This window comes from Streptomyces sp. NPDC047043 (assembly GCF_040644055.1).
Classification (GTDB): Bacteria; Actinomycetota; Actinomycetes; order Streptomycetales; family Streptomycetaceae; genus Streptomyces.
Map to the genome: position 1 here is coordinate 114,903 of NZ_JBEYVO010000006.1, position 15,031 is coordinate 129,933.

A 15,031-nucleotide genomic window follows, 5' to 3' on the forward strand; every position below is an offset into this window, starting at 1 on the left:
TGGCCCGCCGAATGGCAGATTGTGCCACAGGGACACGGCCCGCTGACTCTTCGTGAAACAGGGTCCGGAACAGGGCGGATGCCGACAACGTCGGCATCCGCTCCGCCGCGAGCGGCGAGCCGCACTTCGCCGCCGCCGTCACCCGCCCCCGGCCCGCGTCAACCGCGCGCCCAACTCCCGTACGTGATCCACGAGTTCCGCCGGTTCCTGGGCCGTGAACTCGAAGCCCAGCAGCGCGATTCGCACCGCCAGCCACTCCGGCGAGTCCCCCACCGCGGCCCGCAGCCGGCAGGAGTCCGCGTCGACCGGCTCCGGTGTCCCCAGCCAGGCCGGGACCTGCGCCGCCACCGCCTCCGCGGGCGCGGCGAAGGTGACCTCGAATTCGTACGACTCCTGATGGCGCTGCATCGACCGCCGCAGATACTCCGCCGCATCTCCTGTCGGCAGCTCCCGCGGGGCGCACCGCGCGCCGGTCGCGAAGGGCTCGCTCACGCGGTCCACACGGAAGGTGCGCCAGTCGGCGCGGTCGAGGTCGTAGGCGATCAGGTACCAGCGGCGTCCGGTCGAGACGAGGCGGTGCGGTTCCGTCACGCGGCGCGACTCGGTGCCGTCGCCGGCGCGGTAGGCGAAGCGCAGCCGCTCGTGGCCGGCCACCGTCGAGGCCATGACGGTCAGTGTCTCGGGGGCGATGCTCGCGCCGTCCCCGCTGGTCAGCGGTGTGGTCGCGGCCTGGAGGGTGGAGACGCGGTGGCGCAGCCGGGAGGGCAGCACCTGTTCCAGCTTGGCCAGGGCCCGTACGGACGCCTCGTCCACGCCCTCCAGCGCGTGCCCGGCGCCCGCGCGCAGGCCGACCGCGATGGCCACCGCCTCCTCGTCGTCGAGCACGAGCGGGGGCATCGCCTTGCCCGCGACCAGCCGGTAGCCGCCCTCGGCGCCCATGCTGGCCTGCACGGGATAGCCGAGGTCGCGCAGCCGGTCGATGTCGCGCCGGACGGTGCGGCGGGAGACCCCGAGGCGCTCGGCGAGCTCGCCGCCGGGCCATTCGCGGGGCGTCTGGAGGAGGGACAGGAGCGTCAGCAGCCGTGCCGGGGTGTCCGTCGTCATGAGTTCGAGGATGCCGTAGAACTAGGACATGATCTGACCTACAGGAGTCGTAACTTCGAGACATGACCTCCACCGAAACCCTTGCCGACAGCCCGGCCGGACCGGCCGCCGCCGCGGACCGGCGCCGCTGGTTCGCTCTCGCGATCGTGATGACCGCGGCCTTCATGGACCTCGTCGACGTCACGATCGTCAATATCGCCATCCCGTCGATCCAGCGGGACGCGGGCGCGTCCTTCAGCCAGATCCAGTGGATAACGGCCGGTTACGCGCTCGCCTTCGCCGCCGGACTGATCACCGGCGGGCGGCTCGGCGACATCCACGGCCGCAAGCGGCTGTTCCTCGTCGGCATCGGCGGCTTCACACTCGCGTCGGCACTGTGCGGCTTCGCCGCCAACCCGGAGATGCTGGTCGCCTCGCGCATCCTGCAGGGCGGTATGGCGGCCATGATGGTGCCGCAGGTGCTGTCGATCGTGCACGCCACGTTCCCGGCGCACGAGCGGGGCAAGGTGTTCGGGCTCTTCGGCGCGATCGTGGGGCTGGGCGCGGTGTCCGGGCCGCTGCTGGGCGCGCTGCTGACGGAGTGGAACCTGTTCGGGCTGGAGTGGCGGCCGATTTTCCTCATCAACCTGCCGGTCGGGATCGCGGGTCTGATCCTGGGCAGCCGCTTCATCACCGAGTCGAAGGCACCGAAGGCGCTGAAGCTGGACCTGGTGGGCGTGGCCCTGGTGACCCTGGGTCTGCTGATGCTGCTCTACCCGCTGACCCGCGGCCGTGAGCTGGGCTGGCCGGTGTGGGGGTACGTGTCGATGGCCGGCGCGCTCGTCGTCTTCGCGGCGCTGGTGGCGTACGAGAAGCGGAAGACCGCGCGGGACGGTTCGCCGCTGGTCGAACTGTCGCTGTTCAAGGTGAAGAGCTTCGCCGCCGGTATCGCGGTGCAGACCGTGTTCGGGGTCGGGCTCGGCGTCTTCTTCCTGGTCTGGACCCTGTACATGCAGATCGGCCTGGGCTGGAGCCCGCTGCGGGCGGGACTGACCGGCGTCCCCTTCTCCATCGCCGTCTCGACGGCCGCCGGAATGTCCGTGCAGAAGCTGGTGCCGCGGTTCGGCCGGAAGGTGCTGCAGGCCGGTGCGCTGGTCATGGCGGCGGGCGTGCTGCTCTACATCTGGGAGTCCGAGCGCTACGGCATGGGGATCGCCTCCTGGCAGATGGCGCTCCCGCTGGTCGTGATGGGCGTCGGCATGGGCCTGATCTTCGCGCCGCTGACGGACGCGGTGCTGTCGGAGGTGCCGCGCGAGCACGCCGGGTCGGCCTCGGGCCTCATCAACACCGTGCAGCAGATGGGCAACGCGCTCGGGCTCGGGCTGGTGTCGGTGGTGTTCTTCGGCGAGATCGCCGACCGGCTGAAGCCGGCGCAGGTGGGTCCGGCGTTCGTGAACGCCTTCCAGCACGCGCTGTGGTGGGTCGCCGCCGTCATGGTCGTCATCTTCCTGCTGATGTTCGCGCTGCCGAGGCGGTCGGCGCAGCATGTGGACGGGGCCGAGGCGGAGCCTTCGGTGGCGGACAAGGAGCCCGAACTCGTCGGCTGAACCACGCGGCCGGCGCGGCGACGGCCCGTCGACAACAGGGGAGAGGAAGGGCCCGGCACATGGGTGCCGGGCCCTTCTTCGTGCTGGGGAGACCGGTTCGCGCCTGTGGAAGCCGGGCAGGAAGTCCGTTCATGCCCAGGTCGGATGCCCGTTCATGCCCGATCGTGCCCGAACCTGTTTACTTTCCGGAAATCCGGGCGTAGCCTCCGATTGAAACCACAAGTTCGGGCACAGGTCGGAGGCGAACGGACATGTACGCACCGGAGCGGCAGCAGGAGATCCTCCGGCTCGCCCGTGACGGCGGCCGGGTGGACGTGGTGTCGCTGGCCGAGGAGTTCCAGGTGACCGCGGAGACGATCCGCCGGGACCTGAAGGCCCTCGACCGCGCGGGCCTCGTCCGCAGGGTGCACGGCGGTGCCATTCCGGTCGGCCGCCTCGACTTCGAGCCGGACCTCGCCGAGCGCGAGTCCACCTCCGCGGACGAGAAGGACCGCATCGCCAAGGCGGCCCGCACGGAACTGCCGAACGAGGGCACGATGATCCTCGACGCGGGCACCACCGTCGCCCGTCTCGCCGCCGCACTGCCCCTGGACACCTCGCTCACCGTCGTCACGCACAGCCTGCCGATCGCGGCCCGCCTCGCGGACCACCCCGGCATCCAGCTCCACCTCGTCGGCGGGCGGGTACGGCACCGTACGCGCGCCGCCGTGGACGCCTGGGCGCTGCGTGCGTACGCCGAGATCCGGGCGGACCTCCTGTTCATAGCGGCCAACGGCTTCTCCGCCGACCACGGCCTGACCACCCCTGACCTCGCCGAGGCCGCGGTGAAGCGCGCGGCGGTCGCCGCGGCCCGCCGTGTCGTGCTGCTCGCGGACTCCTCCAAGCACGGCCAGGAGCACTTCGCCCGCTTCGGCGACCTGAGCGACGTGGACCTGCTGATCACCGACAGCGGGCTGAGCCCAGAAGACGCCACCGCCATCGAGCGCGGGGGCACGGAAGTAGTGCGCGCATGATCCTCACCGTCACCCCGAACCCGTCCCTGGACCGTACGTACGAGATTCCGTCGCTGGAGCGCGGCGAGGTCATCCGGGCCACCGGCGAACGCATGGACCCGGGCGGCAAGGGCGTCAACGTCTCGCGAGCCGTCACGGCCGCGGGGCAGCGCACGGTCGCGGTTCTGCCCCTCGGTGGTGCGCCGGGCGCGCTCGTCGCCGATCTGCTCGACGCGCAGGGCATCGAGGTCGCGCCGGTCCCGGTCGCCGGGGCCACCCGCTCGAACATCGCGCTCGCGGAGGCGGACGGGGTGCTCACGAAGATCAACGCACCGGGTCCCGAACTGTCGGCGGCGGAGCAGGAGTTGCTCCTGGAGACGGTGCGCAAGCACTCGCGCGACGCGTCCTGGATCGCCTGCTGCGGCAGCCTGCCGCGGGGCCTCGCACCGGCCTGGTACGCCGACCTCGTCGCGCGTGCGCACGCCGCGGGCGCCCGGATCGCCCTGGACACCTCCGGGCCCGCACTGCTGGAGGCGCTGCGCGAGCGGCCCGACGTGGTGAAGCCGAACGCCGAGGAGCTCGCGGAGGCCGTCGGGCGCCCCCTGTTCACCGTGGGCGACGCGGTGAAGGCGGCCGAGGAGCTGCGCGAGATGGGCGCGCGCGCCGTGCTCGCGAGCCTGGGCGCCGACGGGCAGCTGCTCGTGGACGACGCGGGCGCCTGGTTCGGCAGCGCGCGCGTCGATGTCGTACGCAGCAATGTGGGCGCCGGCGACTCCTCGCTCGCCGGTTTCCTGATCGCGGGCGGCACCGGACCGGAGGCGCTGGCCTCCGCGGTCGCGCACGGCGCGGCGGCCGTCCAGCTGCCCGGCAGTGTGATGCCGACTCCGGCCGACCTGGACCCGGCCGCCGTGACCGTGACCAGCGACGTACCGGTGGACCGCGTACTCGAGGAGCCGGTGTCATGACGTATCCCGTATTGTCCGGCCTCATGCCGTCCGGACCGGCCCCGAAGCGGCGAGGCACCCCGTTACTCGCCGCCGCCGACGGGAGGCAGGGCCACCTGAGCCGTCCTGCCGCCCTCGGGAGGCGGGGTTTCCCCGGCCCCGCCTCCTCCGGCACCGAATGCCCCACCCCCCACTGCACCCCCGTCCCCACCCCCGCCCACCCCACGCCCCGGGCGATACGCGTGCGAAGGAGCCCGCGATGAGCGACATGATCACCGCGGACCTGGTCGATCTCGACCTGTCCGCCGAAACCAAAGAGGCGGCGGCGCGCGCCCTCGCCGAGCGCATGGTGGCCCTGGGCCGGGTGACCGACCTGGACGGCTTCCTCGCCGACGTGGCCGCCCGCGAGGCACAGATGCCCACCGGCCTCGACGGCGGCATCGGCATCCCGCACTGCCGCAGCGAGCACGTCACCGAGCCGACGCTCGCCTTCGGGCGCAGCGCGGCCGGGATCGACTTCGGCGCGGCGGACGGTCCCGCCGACCTGATCTTCCTGATCGCCGCGCCCGCCGGCGCCGACGACGCCCACCTGACGATCCTCTCGTCGCTGGCCCGGCAGCTGATGAACGCCGAGTTCACCGACGCACTGCGCTCGGTGGGCGACGCGGCGGCCGCGGCCGCGCTGATCCGCGGCGACGAGCCGGCGGCCGGCCCCGAAGACTCCGCTGCGGCTTCGGAGGCGGCCTCCTCCGAAGCCGCAGCGGGCAGCACGGCCCCGGCGCCGGGCGCGAGCGTCGACGACGCGTCCGCCCCGGCGTCGGGCGCCCCCGCCTCCGAGGAGCGCCCCTTCCGCATCGTCGCCGTCACCTCCTGTCCGACCGGCATCGCCCACACGTACATGGCGGCCGAGTCGCTGGAGAACGCGGGCCGCGAGGCGGGCGTCGAGGTCGTCGTCGAGACCCAGGGCTCGGCCGGCTTCACCCGGCTCGACCCGGCCGTCATCGCCGAGGCGGACGGCGTGATCTTCGCGCACGACGTCCCCGTACGGGAGAAGGACCGCTTCGCCGGCAAGCCGACCGTCGACGTCGGCGTGAAGGCGGGCATCAACCGGCCCGGCGAGTTGATCACCGAGGTGCGCGGCAAGGCCGAGCGCGGTGAGGTGACCTCGGGCGCCCCCTCGGGCGCGGGCACGCCGGTCGAGCGCGCCGGTGAGTCCGGCGAGGGCTACGGCACCAAGCTCCGCAAGTGGCTGATGTCCGGCGTGAGCTACATGGTCCCGTTCGTCGCGGCCGGTGGTCTGCTGATCGCCCTCGGCTTCGCGATCGGCGGCTACAAGATCAAGTCGGCGCCCTCGGTCATGGACCACTTCGTGTGGACGCAGACCGACAGCTGGGCCGCCCTGATGTTCCAGATCGGTGCCGTGGCCTTCGGCTTCCTGGTCCCGGTCCTGGCGGGCTACATCGCATACGGCATGGCCGACAGGCCGGGCCTCGTACCCGGCTTCGTGGGCGGCATGATCGCGTCCACGATCAGCGCGGGCTTCCTCGGCGGTCTGGTCGCCGGTCTGCTGGCCGGCGGTGTGGTGATGGCGATCCAGAAGATCAACATCCCGCCGGTGCTGCGCGGCATCATGCCGGTGGTGGTGATCCCGCTGATCTCCTCGGCGATCGTCGGGTTCCTGATGTTCGTCGTCGTGGGCAAGCCCATCGCCTCCGCACAGAAGGGCATGACCGACTGGCTGAACGGCCTGTCCGGCTCCAACGCCCTCCTGCTCGGCGCCCTGCTCGGCCTGATGATGTGCTTCGACCTCGGCGGCCCCGTCAACAAGGTCGCGTACACCTTCGCCACCGCCGGTATCGCGGTCTCCAACCCGAGCGACTCCGCGATGAAGATCATGGCCGCGGTCATGGCCGCCGGTATGGTCCCGCCGCTGGCGATGGCGCTGGCCACCACGGTCCGCGGCAAGCTCTTCACGCAGACCGAGCGGGAGAACGGCAAGGCCGCCTGGGTCCTCGGCGCCTCCTTCATCTCCGAGGGCGCGATCCCGTTCGCCGCGGCCGACCCGCTGCGCGTCATCCCGTCCGCGATGGTGGGCGGTGCGATCACCGGCTCCCTGTCGATGCTCTTCGGCGCCACCCTGCGCGCCCCGCACGGCGGCATCTTCGTGGTCCCGCTGATCGGCAACGCCTTCCTCTATCTGATCGCCATCGCGGTCGGCGTGTGCGTCAGCACCGCCCTGGTGGTGGTCCTGAAGGGCATGCGCAAGCCGGCCCCGGGCGCCGTCGGCGCCGGTACGGCGGACGGCACGGCCGCGGCGACGGCCGAGGCGAAGCAGCCGGTGGCGGCGTAACCGGCGAAATGCCGCACATCGCATGACGGTCGGCCGTGGTCCCGCGGGTGGGGCCACGGCCGACCGCATGTCCTTTTGGCGCGCTGTGAGTTGATCACTGCAAGTTGGCGGCAAGTGCGGCACCTGTCAGGACTGCGAGATACGTCACGGTCCGGGACCAAAGTCCCGGACCGTGGTGTCTACTGGAACGCATGCCTGATGAGCACGTCTCGGTCTTCCAGTCGATGGGCGTGGTGATTCTCGCCCTCACCGCCGCCGTCTGGGTGTTCGGCCTGATCAGCCTCGCGCGCCGCGGCCACTTCGGGTTGGTCCTGTGGCCGAACGGCCGGCCCCTGAGCGCCCTCCCGCGCCAGCGCCGGTCCGCGCCCCCACTGGAATCCGTCGAGCTGAGCGCGGCGGAGCGGGACGCGTTCGCGGGTCTCGTACAACGGCTCAGCGACGGCCGCTGAGAGACCGCGCGGCGGAGGGGCTCGGGCGCGTCAGGAAACCTGCGCCGCCCGGCGCTCCATCGCGTCCCGGGCCGCGTCCTCGCTGACGTAGACCTCGCACATGTGCCGGCCGTCCGGCGTCGCCGTGTGCTCGACCTCCCAGAGGGAGACCTCCTCGCCGTCGCGCAGCAGGAACGCGTGCTCGTAGAGCGAGAAGCACAGCCCGGCGCGCCCCGCGCGGCAGGGGCGGCCGAAGGCCTGCGTGATCTGGTGCGCGAACGCCGTCGCCAGCAGGGCGGCGGTCTCCGCGCCCGGCCCGTCCGGGTTCTCCGCGCGGCGCAGCAGCCGGCGCGCGTGGTCCGCCGAGTCGTCCGGCGCATACGCATGCCGAGGCGCGGGGATCGGCGACAGCTGCACCGTCACCGGCAGCTCGAAGTCCGGCGCGTCCGGCGGCAGGGGCAAGCGCGCGGTGGCGGTGCGCAGCTCCTCCTCGTCGACATACACCTCGTGCTGAGCGGCGCTGCCCGGCGCGGTGTTGTGCACGAGCTCCCACAGCGTGAGCGCCGAGCCGTCGACGAGCAGCCAGGTGTGCCGGTACGTCTCGCGGTGCATCCCCGCGCTGTGGTGCGCGGAGTGCAGTGAGCTGTCGTGCGCCAGCGCGCAGTCCAGCCGCCGTATGGTCTCGTCCGGCAGCTCGAAGGAGTTCAGGGCACGGCCGAGGAGCCGCGCGAGGTGCTCCTCCGGAGACTCGGGCGACTCGGGTGGTTCGTACGCTGCCGTCTCGTACGGAACGCTCAAGGTTTCTCCCGGCGTTGCTGCATGTCACCTTGTGGGTGCATACCGTAGCCCCTCGGTCGGACATCATGTCCGGGAACCGAGAAAACGTACGCACAGAAAACGAGCGGGCCGCGTGAGATGTTCCCACGCGGCCCGACGAACTGTCAGAACCCGCTGTTCATGCAGCCCTTGAGACGATCAAGCGGCGCTTCCCGCCGTCCACTGGCTCCACGACATGTTCCAGCCGTTCAGCCCGTTGTCGGGGGAGACCGTCTTGTCGGGGGAGTTCTTCACGATCACGACGTCGCCGATGAGTGAGTTGTCGTAGAACCACTTGGCGTTGGTGGCGCCCTGTGCACCCTGTACGTCCGCGAGGCCCACGCAGCCGTGGCTGGTGCCGGTGCGGCCGAAGGGTGGATTGCCCTTGTTGTACCAGTAGTTGCCGTGGATGAAGGTGCCCGAGGTCGTCAGGCGCATCGCGTGCGGCACGTCCGGGATGTCGTACTCGCCGCCCAGACCGACCGTCCGGCTGTTCATGCGGGTCTGCACGAACTTCTCGGAGATCACCATCTGCCCGTTGTACGTCGTGTGGTCCGGGGCGCCCGACGAGATCGGCACCGACTTGAGGGTCTTGCCGTCCCGCACGACCGTCATGGTCTGCGTGTTCACGTCGACCGTGGAGACCTGTGAGCGCCCGATGGTGAAGGTGACGGTCTTCTTCTGCACGCCGTAGGCGCCGTTCGCGCCCTGGACGCCGTCCAGGTCGATGTTCATCGTGACCTTGGAGCCGGCCTTCCAGTACTCCTCGGGCCGGAAGTCCAGCCGCTGCGAGCCGAACCAGTGCCCGACCACCTTCTGGCCGCTGCTGGAGGTGACGGTGATGTGCGACTGCACGGCCTTCTTGTCGCTGATGACCTTGTCGAAGTTGAACGACACCGGCATTCCGACGCCGACCGTGGTGCCGTTGTCGGGCGTGTACGTCCCGATGAAGCTGTTGGCCGAAGTGACCGTCGTGAAGATCGAGTTGGCGGCGGCGGTCTTGCCGCTCGCGTCCTTCGCGGTCGCCGAGATCTGGTACTTCGTCCCGCGCTCCAGCTGCTCCTTCGGCTTCCACGCGCCGCCGTTCGCGGATATCGAGCCCGGTACGGCCTGTCCCGTCCCCGCCACCGTCATCTTCACGTCGGTCAGCTTGCCGTCGCTGACCTTCACGCCGGTCGTGTTGATCGACGCGGAGGTCGAGCCGTCCTTCGCCGAGATGACGATCTTCGCCGTGGACGTCTTGGCCGAGCCCTTGCCGTCCTTGCCGTCGATGGTGGAGTCGGCGTTGGCGTTGCCGCCGCAGGCGGTCAGGGTGAGGGCGCCGACCATCAGGGCGGCACAGGCCCCCAGTGCGCGCCGCGCTGCTATGTCCGGCGTTGTCACGGGCTGCTCCAGGTTCGTGTGATGTGCGTGGTCCGTTCCAGTGCGTGGGGAAAGAGGGACGGGACGGCCCGTGAGGTTCCCTCCGTCCCTCATGAACGCGATCACGTGACAGAACCGGGACAATCGCCCACGGATGCAGCTCGGTTGTTACCTGGGCCGGTACAACTCCTCTGTTACCTGCGCCCGTACAACTCCCCGTACGACGGCCACACTCCGCCCGGCCCGTCCACCGACTCGGCGGCATGCACCGCGCGCACGATCGCGCGGGTCACCAGGTCCGCGCCCGCCTCGAGGATGTCGTTCAGCGCGAGGGGGTGCTCGGCGTCGAGCTGCCGTGCTCCGGTGGCCAGCGCGAACACCGTGTCGCCGTCGTTGAGCATGTGCACCGGCCGCACGGCCCGCGCGATGCCGTCGTGCGCCGTACCGGCCACCTTCTGCGCCTGCGCCTTCGACAGGTCCGCGTCGGTGGCGACCACGGCGAGCGTGGTGTTCAGCGGCGGGCGCGCGTTCTTCGCCGAGGTCTCCGTGAGGCGCCGGCGAGCGGCCTCGTGCACCTGCGCCTCCGGGTATGTCACCCGCCCTTGGAGCAACTCCCCGTACAGAGCCCCCGTTTCCGGATCCGTCACCGACCCCACCCCGTTGGCCACCACCAGCGCGGCCACCGTGATCCCCGAGCCCAGAACGGTGCTCGCGGTGCCGACCCCGCCCTTCATCGCCCCCACGACGGCTCCCGTGCCGGCGCCCACGCAGCCCTCCCGCAGCCGCGCCCCGACCGCGCTCGCCGCGGCCGCCTCGACCGCGGCCCGGCCGGTGGCCGCGTCGGGCCGCGCCCGGAAGTCGCCGCCCCGGCCCAGGTCGAAGACGCAGGCGGCGGGCACCACCGGCACGACGTGCGTCGGGTCCTGGCCGACGCGCACGCCGCGCCCCTGCTCCTCCAGCCAGGCCATCACCCCGGACGCCGAGTCGAGCCCGTACGCGCTGCCACCGGTCAGCACGATCGCCTCGACCTTCTGCACGACGTTGCGCGGGTCCAGGGCGTCGGTCTCCTTGGTGCCGGGACCGCCGCCGCGCACGTCCACGGCGGCGACGGCGCCGCCCTCCGGTGCGAGGACGACCGTGGTGCCGGTGAGCCAACCGCTGCCGGTGCGCGTCGCGTGCCCCACCCGCACTCCGGTGACGTCGGTCAATGCGTCATTTGTCATGCCCCCAGTCTCGCCCGGCCCGCCGTGCGAGCGCCCCGGTCAGGCGACCGGACTCGTCGCGCGCTCCCCGCTCGACCCGCTCGTGCCGCGCTCCCGGGCGACCATGCGCGCCGTCAGTGTCGTGCCCGTCGCCACCGCCAGCGCCGACACGATGCCCGCCGCGAACACCGCCCAGCCGCCGAGGAACGTGCAGACGATCACCAGCAACGCCGTGGTCGGCAGCACCAGTTGCTGGGCGATGCCCACCTTGTAGAAGCGGGAGTGCAGCCCCCAGACCGTGAGCAGGAACAGTGCCGTCGGCAGGGTCACCGCGGCCGACGCGGCCAGCGTGGAGATGTGCGCCTTGCCGACCGCCTGCTCCACGGCCACCTCCAGCCCCGCCCCGATGGCGGCGGCCGAGGAGAAGATCAGGTAGTGGCCGTAACCCCACAGGAAGGCCTGCCGGTTGGAGCGCAGATGGCCGTGGATCGGCACCACGAAGTAGATCCACCAGGCGGCGAAGATGATCAGCAGTCCGCCCGCCGCGATCGGCAGCAGATCGGCCAGGGCGTCGTTCTCTTCGACGCCCGACTTCACGGCGACGGTGGCCGCCGCGATGGTCTCGCCGAGCACGATGATCGTGAACAGCCCGTACCGCTCGGAGATGTGGTGCGGGTGCCAGGACGTGGGGTGGTCCTTCTCCGCGTACGGCGGCACACACATCTCCAGGACCGCCATCACGAGGAAGACCCACGGCCGGGCGTCCTCCGGCAGCACCACCAGCCCCAGCCAGCCGACCATGCACAGCGATACGCCCGCCGCATACCGCAGCGCCATCGTTCGCTCGGCGCCCTCGGTCGACCGCGCCGCACGCAGCCACTGCGCCGTCATGGCGACCCGCATGATCATGTAGCCCAGCCAGACGGCCAGGAACTCGTGCTCCTCGAACGCCTGCGAGACCCCGGCCGCCAGTACCAGCACCCCGGCGACCTGGACCAGCGTCACGACCCGGTAGAGCACGTCGTCGTTGTCGTACGCCGAGGCGAACCAGGTGAAGTTCATCCACGCCCACCAGATGGCGAAGAACACCATCGCGTAGTTGAGGATCCCCTCGCCCGCGTGCCCCTCGGCCACGGCGTGCACCAGCTGGACGCCCGCCTGGGCGATGGCCACGACGAAGCACAGGTCGAAGAAGAGCTCGAGCGGCGAGGCCACGCGGTGCGCCTCGTCGCGGCCCCGGGCCGTGAGCCTGCGCAGCGGTCTGCGGCCCGCGGGTCTGCCGGAGGACGCGGGAGGCGGAGTCGAGCTGGTCGTCATGGGTCCAAGCACAGCAGATATCCCGCGGGAATTCCCTTGCAGGCACCCACGGTCCGCTCTCGCGGCGCACGGTCTGCATGCGGTGGGAGTCACCGGCGCGACCCGCCTGCCCCGCACCTGCCTGGCCGTACCCTGGACGCATGACCTCCGCCCCCGCCCCCGAGCCGCGCGCCCCGAAGCCTGCGCTGATCTTCGACGACCCGCTGGACCAGCAGACCTCGGACGACACCGACCGCGGCTGGGGCGAGCGGCCGGGCTCCGACGGCGACTCCGCGGCCGACCTGAAGCGCTTCCTCGACGAGAAGCCGCCCCACCACCTCTGAGCCGCGCGCCCCGCTGCCGCTACCGCTCGTTGCGCCCGGCCCCACGCTGCGCGACCAGCTCGTCGCGGATCTCCTTGAGCACCTCCAGCTCCGTCACCTCGAGCACCTCGTGCGCGCCCTCCCGCGCCTTGCGGCGGGCCTCCACGCGGGCGAGGTACTTCGACATGGGCAGCACCATCAGGAAGTAGACGACGGCCGCGGTGATCACGAAGGTGAGGGTGGCACCGAGGACGGAGCCCCACAGGATCCGCACACCCGTCGCGCTGTCGCCGGTTCCCTTGCACGGGTCCTTGAGGCAGTAGGCGTAGTTGTCGAGGTTCTTCGTGCCGATCGCTCCGATCAGCGGGTTGATGATCCCCTTCACCAGCGAGTTCACGATGTTGGTGAAGGCGGCGCCGATGACCACCGCCACCGCCAGATCGACGACGTTCCCGCGCATCAGGAAGGCCTTGAAGCCCTGCCAGATGCTCGGTTCCTTCTTCTCGCTCACCTCGGGGCCTCTTCTCGCGCGCGCATGTTGTGGAACAAACAGCTCCGCAACCTACGTCAACACGAGCGCGCTCTGTCCAATGGGGTGGTTCGAAAGGGGAACTTGACGGTACGAGGCTCAGCAAAGCGTCACCGCCAACCGTGCCGTCGCGCCCGCTCCGGCCAGCCGCGCCGCAGCCGTACGAGGCACCGAGAGCACCACCAGCGCCCCGCTGTCGGCCGCGCTCTCCAACGGCTCCGGCACCTTCGTCACCCGCGCCCCGCGCGCGACCACGCGGGCATCGCCCCCCGTCGCCGTCTCCTGGGCGGCGATGACGTCCACCCGGTCGCCGGGCCGCAGCAGCCGCACCGTGGCCCCGTCGGCGATCCGCACCGGCGCGGACACCAGCTCGACGGCACGGTGCTTGCGTACGGGATCGGCCACCGGATGCCCCCGCGCCCCCTCGGCGTCCCGCGGGCCCGCCGCCACCAGCGCGGCCGCGGTCACGGCGAGACCCATCGCCACGGCCCGCCTCCGGTGCCGTACGAGCCGCTGCAGTTGAAAGCGCCCGCCGCGCACCCGCACCGGCGCGAAGTGCGGAACCTCGCACGGGGCGGGGGCATCGGTGCCGGGCGGGTGCGGACAAGGAGGGGAGGGGAAGAGAGGCGGAGAGGACAGGGACATACGGATCACCACCTGCGACGAGGAGACGGGCTGTCGGCTCGCAAGCCCACGACGGGCTCGCAGGCCCACGATGAGGCTTTTCGCCGAAGCCCGCCGAGGCCGGTGGATGACGGACGGGTTGTGGACAACTCCCTCACCCGAACGGGAAGTTCCGCCCCCGACCTCCGCCCCCGACCTCCGCCCCGTCACCTCGTCACGGCAGCTCGAACCCCGGATCCATTCCGCCCAGCGCCTTCGTGCACAGGCAGTCCCGGTCCTCGTTCGCCGGCAGCGCGGCCACCGCGTCGAACAGCACGCCCCGCAGCCGGTCCACGTTCGCCGCGAACACCTGCAGCACCTCGTCGTGCGAAACGCCCTCGCCGGTCTCGGCGCCCGCGTCGAGGTCGGTGACCAGGGTCAACGACGCGTAGCAGAGCTCCAGTTCACGGGCGAGCGCCGCCTCGGGGTGGCCGGTCATGCCCACCACGGACCAGCCCTGCGCCTGGTGCCACAACGATTCGGCACGGGTCGAGAAGCGCGGCCCCTCGACCACGACCAGCGTGCCGCCGTCCACCGGCTCCCAGTCCCGCCCGCGCGCGGCCTTCAGCGCGGCCGCCCGCCCGACGGGGCAGTAGGGGTCGGCCAGGGACACGTGCACCACGTTCGGCACGTTGCCGCCGGGCAGCGGCAGCCCGTCGAAGTACGTCCCCACCCGGGACTTCGTACGGTCGACCAGCTGGTCCGGCACCAGCAGCGTGCCCGGCCCGTACTCGGGACGCAGGCCGCCCACCGCGCACGGGCCGAGCACCTGGCGTACGCCGACCGACCGCAGTGCCCACAGATTGGCCCGGTAGTTGATCCGGTGCGGCGGCAGATGGTGGCCGCGCCCGTGGCGGGGCAGGAAGACGACCCGCCGTCCCGCGATCTCGCCGAAGAACAGGGAGTCGCTGGGCGGGCCGTACGGGGTGTCCACCTGGACCTCGGTCACGTCCTGGAGGAACGAGTAGAAGCCCGAGCCGCCGATTACACCGATCTCTGCGTTCGCCATGGCCGCACAGTATCCGGCCCCGGCAGCGCGCCGAGAGGGGCTCCGGAAACACCGGAGACCCTGTCGTCGTACGACGACAGGGTCCCGTGAGCGAGTCCTACGCGGCGGAGCTGCTGCTGGAGGAGGTGCCGGTGCTCGACGGCTTCGAGTCCGAGGACTTCGAAGAGGACGAGGTGTCCGACGAGGTGGACGTCGACGACGACTTCGACGACGACGCCGGCGAGCTGCTCGACGAGGAGCCGCGGCTGTCGTTGCGGTAGAAGCCGGAGCCCTTGAAGACAATGCCGACCGCGGAGAACACCTTCTTCAGGCGGCCACCGCAGTTGGGGCACTCGGTAAGGGCGTCGTCGGTGAACTTCTGCACCGCCTCGAGGCCCTCGCCGCACTCGGTGCACTGGTACTGGTAGGTGGGCACTGTCTTCCTCCT

The 15,031-nt window shown here is 71.4% G+C and carries 15 protein-coding genes; 6 read left to right on the forward strand and 9 right to left on the reverse strand.

Annotation, left to right across the window (positions count from 1 at the left end):
• Positions 1 to 138: 138 nt before the first annotated feature.
• Complete coding sequence (locus ABZ880_RS11300; RefSeq protein ID WP_361260156.1) at positions 139 to 1,104, reverse strand: YafY family protein; 966 nt, start codon at positions 1,102 to 1,104, stop codon at positions 139 to 141.
• Positions 1,105 to 1,166: 62 nt separating this feature from the next.
• Between ABZ880_RS11300 and ABZ880_RS11305 the strand changes: the two genes are divergently transcribed.
• The 5 genes from ABZ880_RS11305 (at position 1,167) to ABZ880_RS11325 (ending at position 7,425) form a co-directional block, all read left to right on the forward strand.
• On the forward strand, positions 1,167 to 2,690 hold the full coding sequence (locus ABZ880_RS11305; protein WP_361260158.1) for an MFS transporter: 1,524 nt from the start codon (positions 1,167 to 1,169) through the stop codon (positions 2,688 to 2,690).
• Between the two features lie 251 nt (positions 2,691 to 2,941).
• Complete coding sequence (locus ABZ880_RS11310; RefSeq protein WP_361260159.1) at positions 2,942 to 3,703, forward strand: DeoR/GlpR family DNA-binding transcription regulator; 762 nt, start codon at positions 2,942 to 2,944, stop codon at positions 3,701 to 3,703.
• Positions 3,700 to 4,647, forward strand: a complete 948-nt coding sequence (gene pfkB, locus ABZ880_RS11315) for a 1-phosphofructokinase (RefSeq protein ID WP_361260161.1) — start codon at positions 3,700 to 3,702, stop codon at positions 4,645 to 4,647. The genes ABZ880_RS11310 and pfkB overlap by 4 nt, the downstream gene beginning before the upstream one ends.
• 238 nt (positions 4,648 to 4,885) lie before the next feature.
• On the forward strand, positions 4,886 to 6,976 hold the full coding sequence (locus tag ABZ880_RS11320; RefSeq protein ID WP_361260163.1) for a fructose-specific PTS transporter subunit EIIC: 2,091 nt from the start codon (positions 4,886 to 4,888) through the stop codon (positions 6,974 to 6,976).
• Positions 6,977 to 7,167: 191 nt separating this feature from the next.
• Complete coding sequence (locus ABZ880_RS11325) at positions 7,168 to 7,425, forward strand: hypothetical protein (RefSeq protein WP_361260165.1); 258 nt, start codon at positions 7,168 to 7,170, stop codon at positions 7,423 to 7,425.
• Between the two features lie 30 nt (positions 7,426 to 7,455).
• On the opposite strand, the gene ABZ880_RS11330 is transcribed toward ABZ880_RS11325, so the two are convergent.
• The 4 genes from ABZ880_RS11330 to ABZ880_RS11345 all read right to left on the reverse strand — a co-directional run bounded on the left by ABZ880_RS11330 (position 7,456) and on the right by ABZ880_RS11345 (position 12,101).
• Positions 7,456 to 8,202 (reverse strand): DUF6227 family protein, encoded by a 747-nt coding sequence (locus ABZ880_RS11330; RefSeq protein ID WP_361260167.1) that lies wholly within the window; start codon positions 8,200 to 8,202, stop codon positions 7,456 to 7,458.
• A gap of 177 nt (positions 8,203 to 8,379) precedes the next feature.
• On the reverse strand, positions 8,380 to 9,603 hold the full coding sequence (locus ABZ880_RS11335; RefSeq protein WP_361260169.1) for an Ig-like domain-containing protein: 1,224 nt from the start codon (positions 9,601 to 9,603) through the stop codon (positions 8,380 to 8,382).
• A gap of 173 nt (positions 9,604 to 9,776) precedes the next feature.
• Positions 9,777 to 10,805, reverse strand: coding sequence for a P1 family peptidase (locus tag ABZ880_RS11340; RefSeq protein ID WP_361260171.1), 1,029 nt, complete (start codon positions 10,803 to 10,805; stop codon positions 9,777 to 9,779).
• A gap of 39 nt (positions 10,806 to 10,844) precedes the next feature.
• A complete protein-coding gene (locus ABZ880_RS11345; RefSeq protein WP_361260173.1) occupies positions 10,845 to 12,101 on the reverse strand; it encodes a low temperature requirement protein A in 1,257 nt (418 codons plus the stop codon).
• 140 nt (positions 12,102 to 12,241) lie between these two features.
• Between ABZ880_RS11345 and ABZ880_RS11350 the strand changes: the two genes are divergently transcribed.
• Complete coding sequence (locus ABZ880_RS11350; protein WP_361260175.1) at positions 12,242 to 12,424, forward strand: hypothetical protein; 183 nt, start codon at positions 12,242 to 12,244, stop codon at positions 12,422 to 12,424.
• A 19-nt stretch (positions 12,425 to 12,443) separates the two neighbouring features.
• Here the strand turns inward: ABZ880_RS11350 and mscL are convergent, their stop codons facing one another.
• The 4 genes from mscL to ABZ880_RS11370 form a co-directional block, all read right to left on the reverse strand.
• Positions 12,444 to 12,914 (reverse strand): large conductance mechanosensitive channel protein MscL, encoded by a 471-nt coding sequence (gene mscL / locus ABZ880_RS11355; RefSeq protein ID WP_361260177.1) that lies wholly within the window; start codon positions 12,912 to 12,914, stop codon positions 12,444 to 12,446.
• A gap of 117 nt (positions 12,915 to 13,031) precedes the next feature.
• A complete protein-coding gene (locus tag ABZ880_RS11360) occupies positions 13,032 to 13,577 on the reverse strand; it encodes a hypothetical protein (protein WP_361260179.1) in 546 nt (181 codons plus the stop codon).
• Between the two features lie 193 nt (positions 13,578 to 13,770).
• Positions 13,771 to 14,604, reverse strand: coding sequence for an S-methyl-5'-thioadenosine phosphorylase (locus ABZ880_RS11365; RefSeq protein ID WP_361260181.1), 834 nt, complete (start codon positions 14,602 to 14,604; stop codon positions 13,771 to 13,773).
• Between the two features lie 97 nt (positions 14,605 to 14,701).
• Positions 14,702 to 15,019 carry an FmdB family zinc ribbon protein gene (locus ABZ880_RS11370; RefSeq protein ID WP_361260183.1) on the reverse strand — a complete coding sequence of 106 codons (318 nt, stop codon included), beginning with the start codon at positions 15,017 to 15,019 and terminating at the stop codon, positions 14,702 to 14,704.
• Between the last annotated feature and the right edge of the window lie 12 nt (positions 15,020 to 15,031).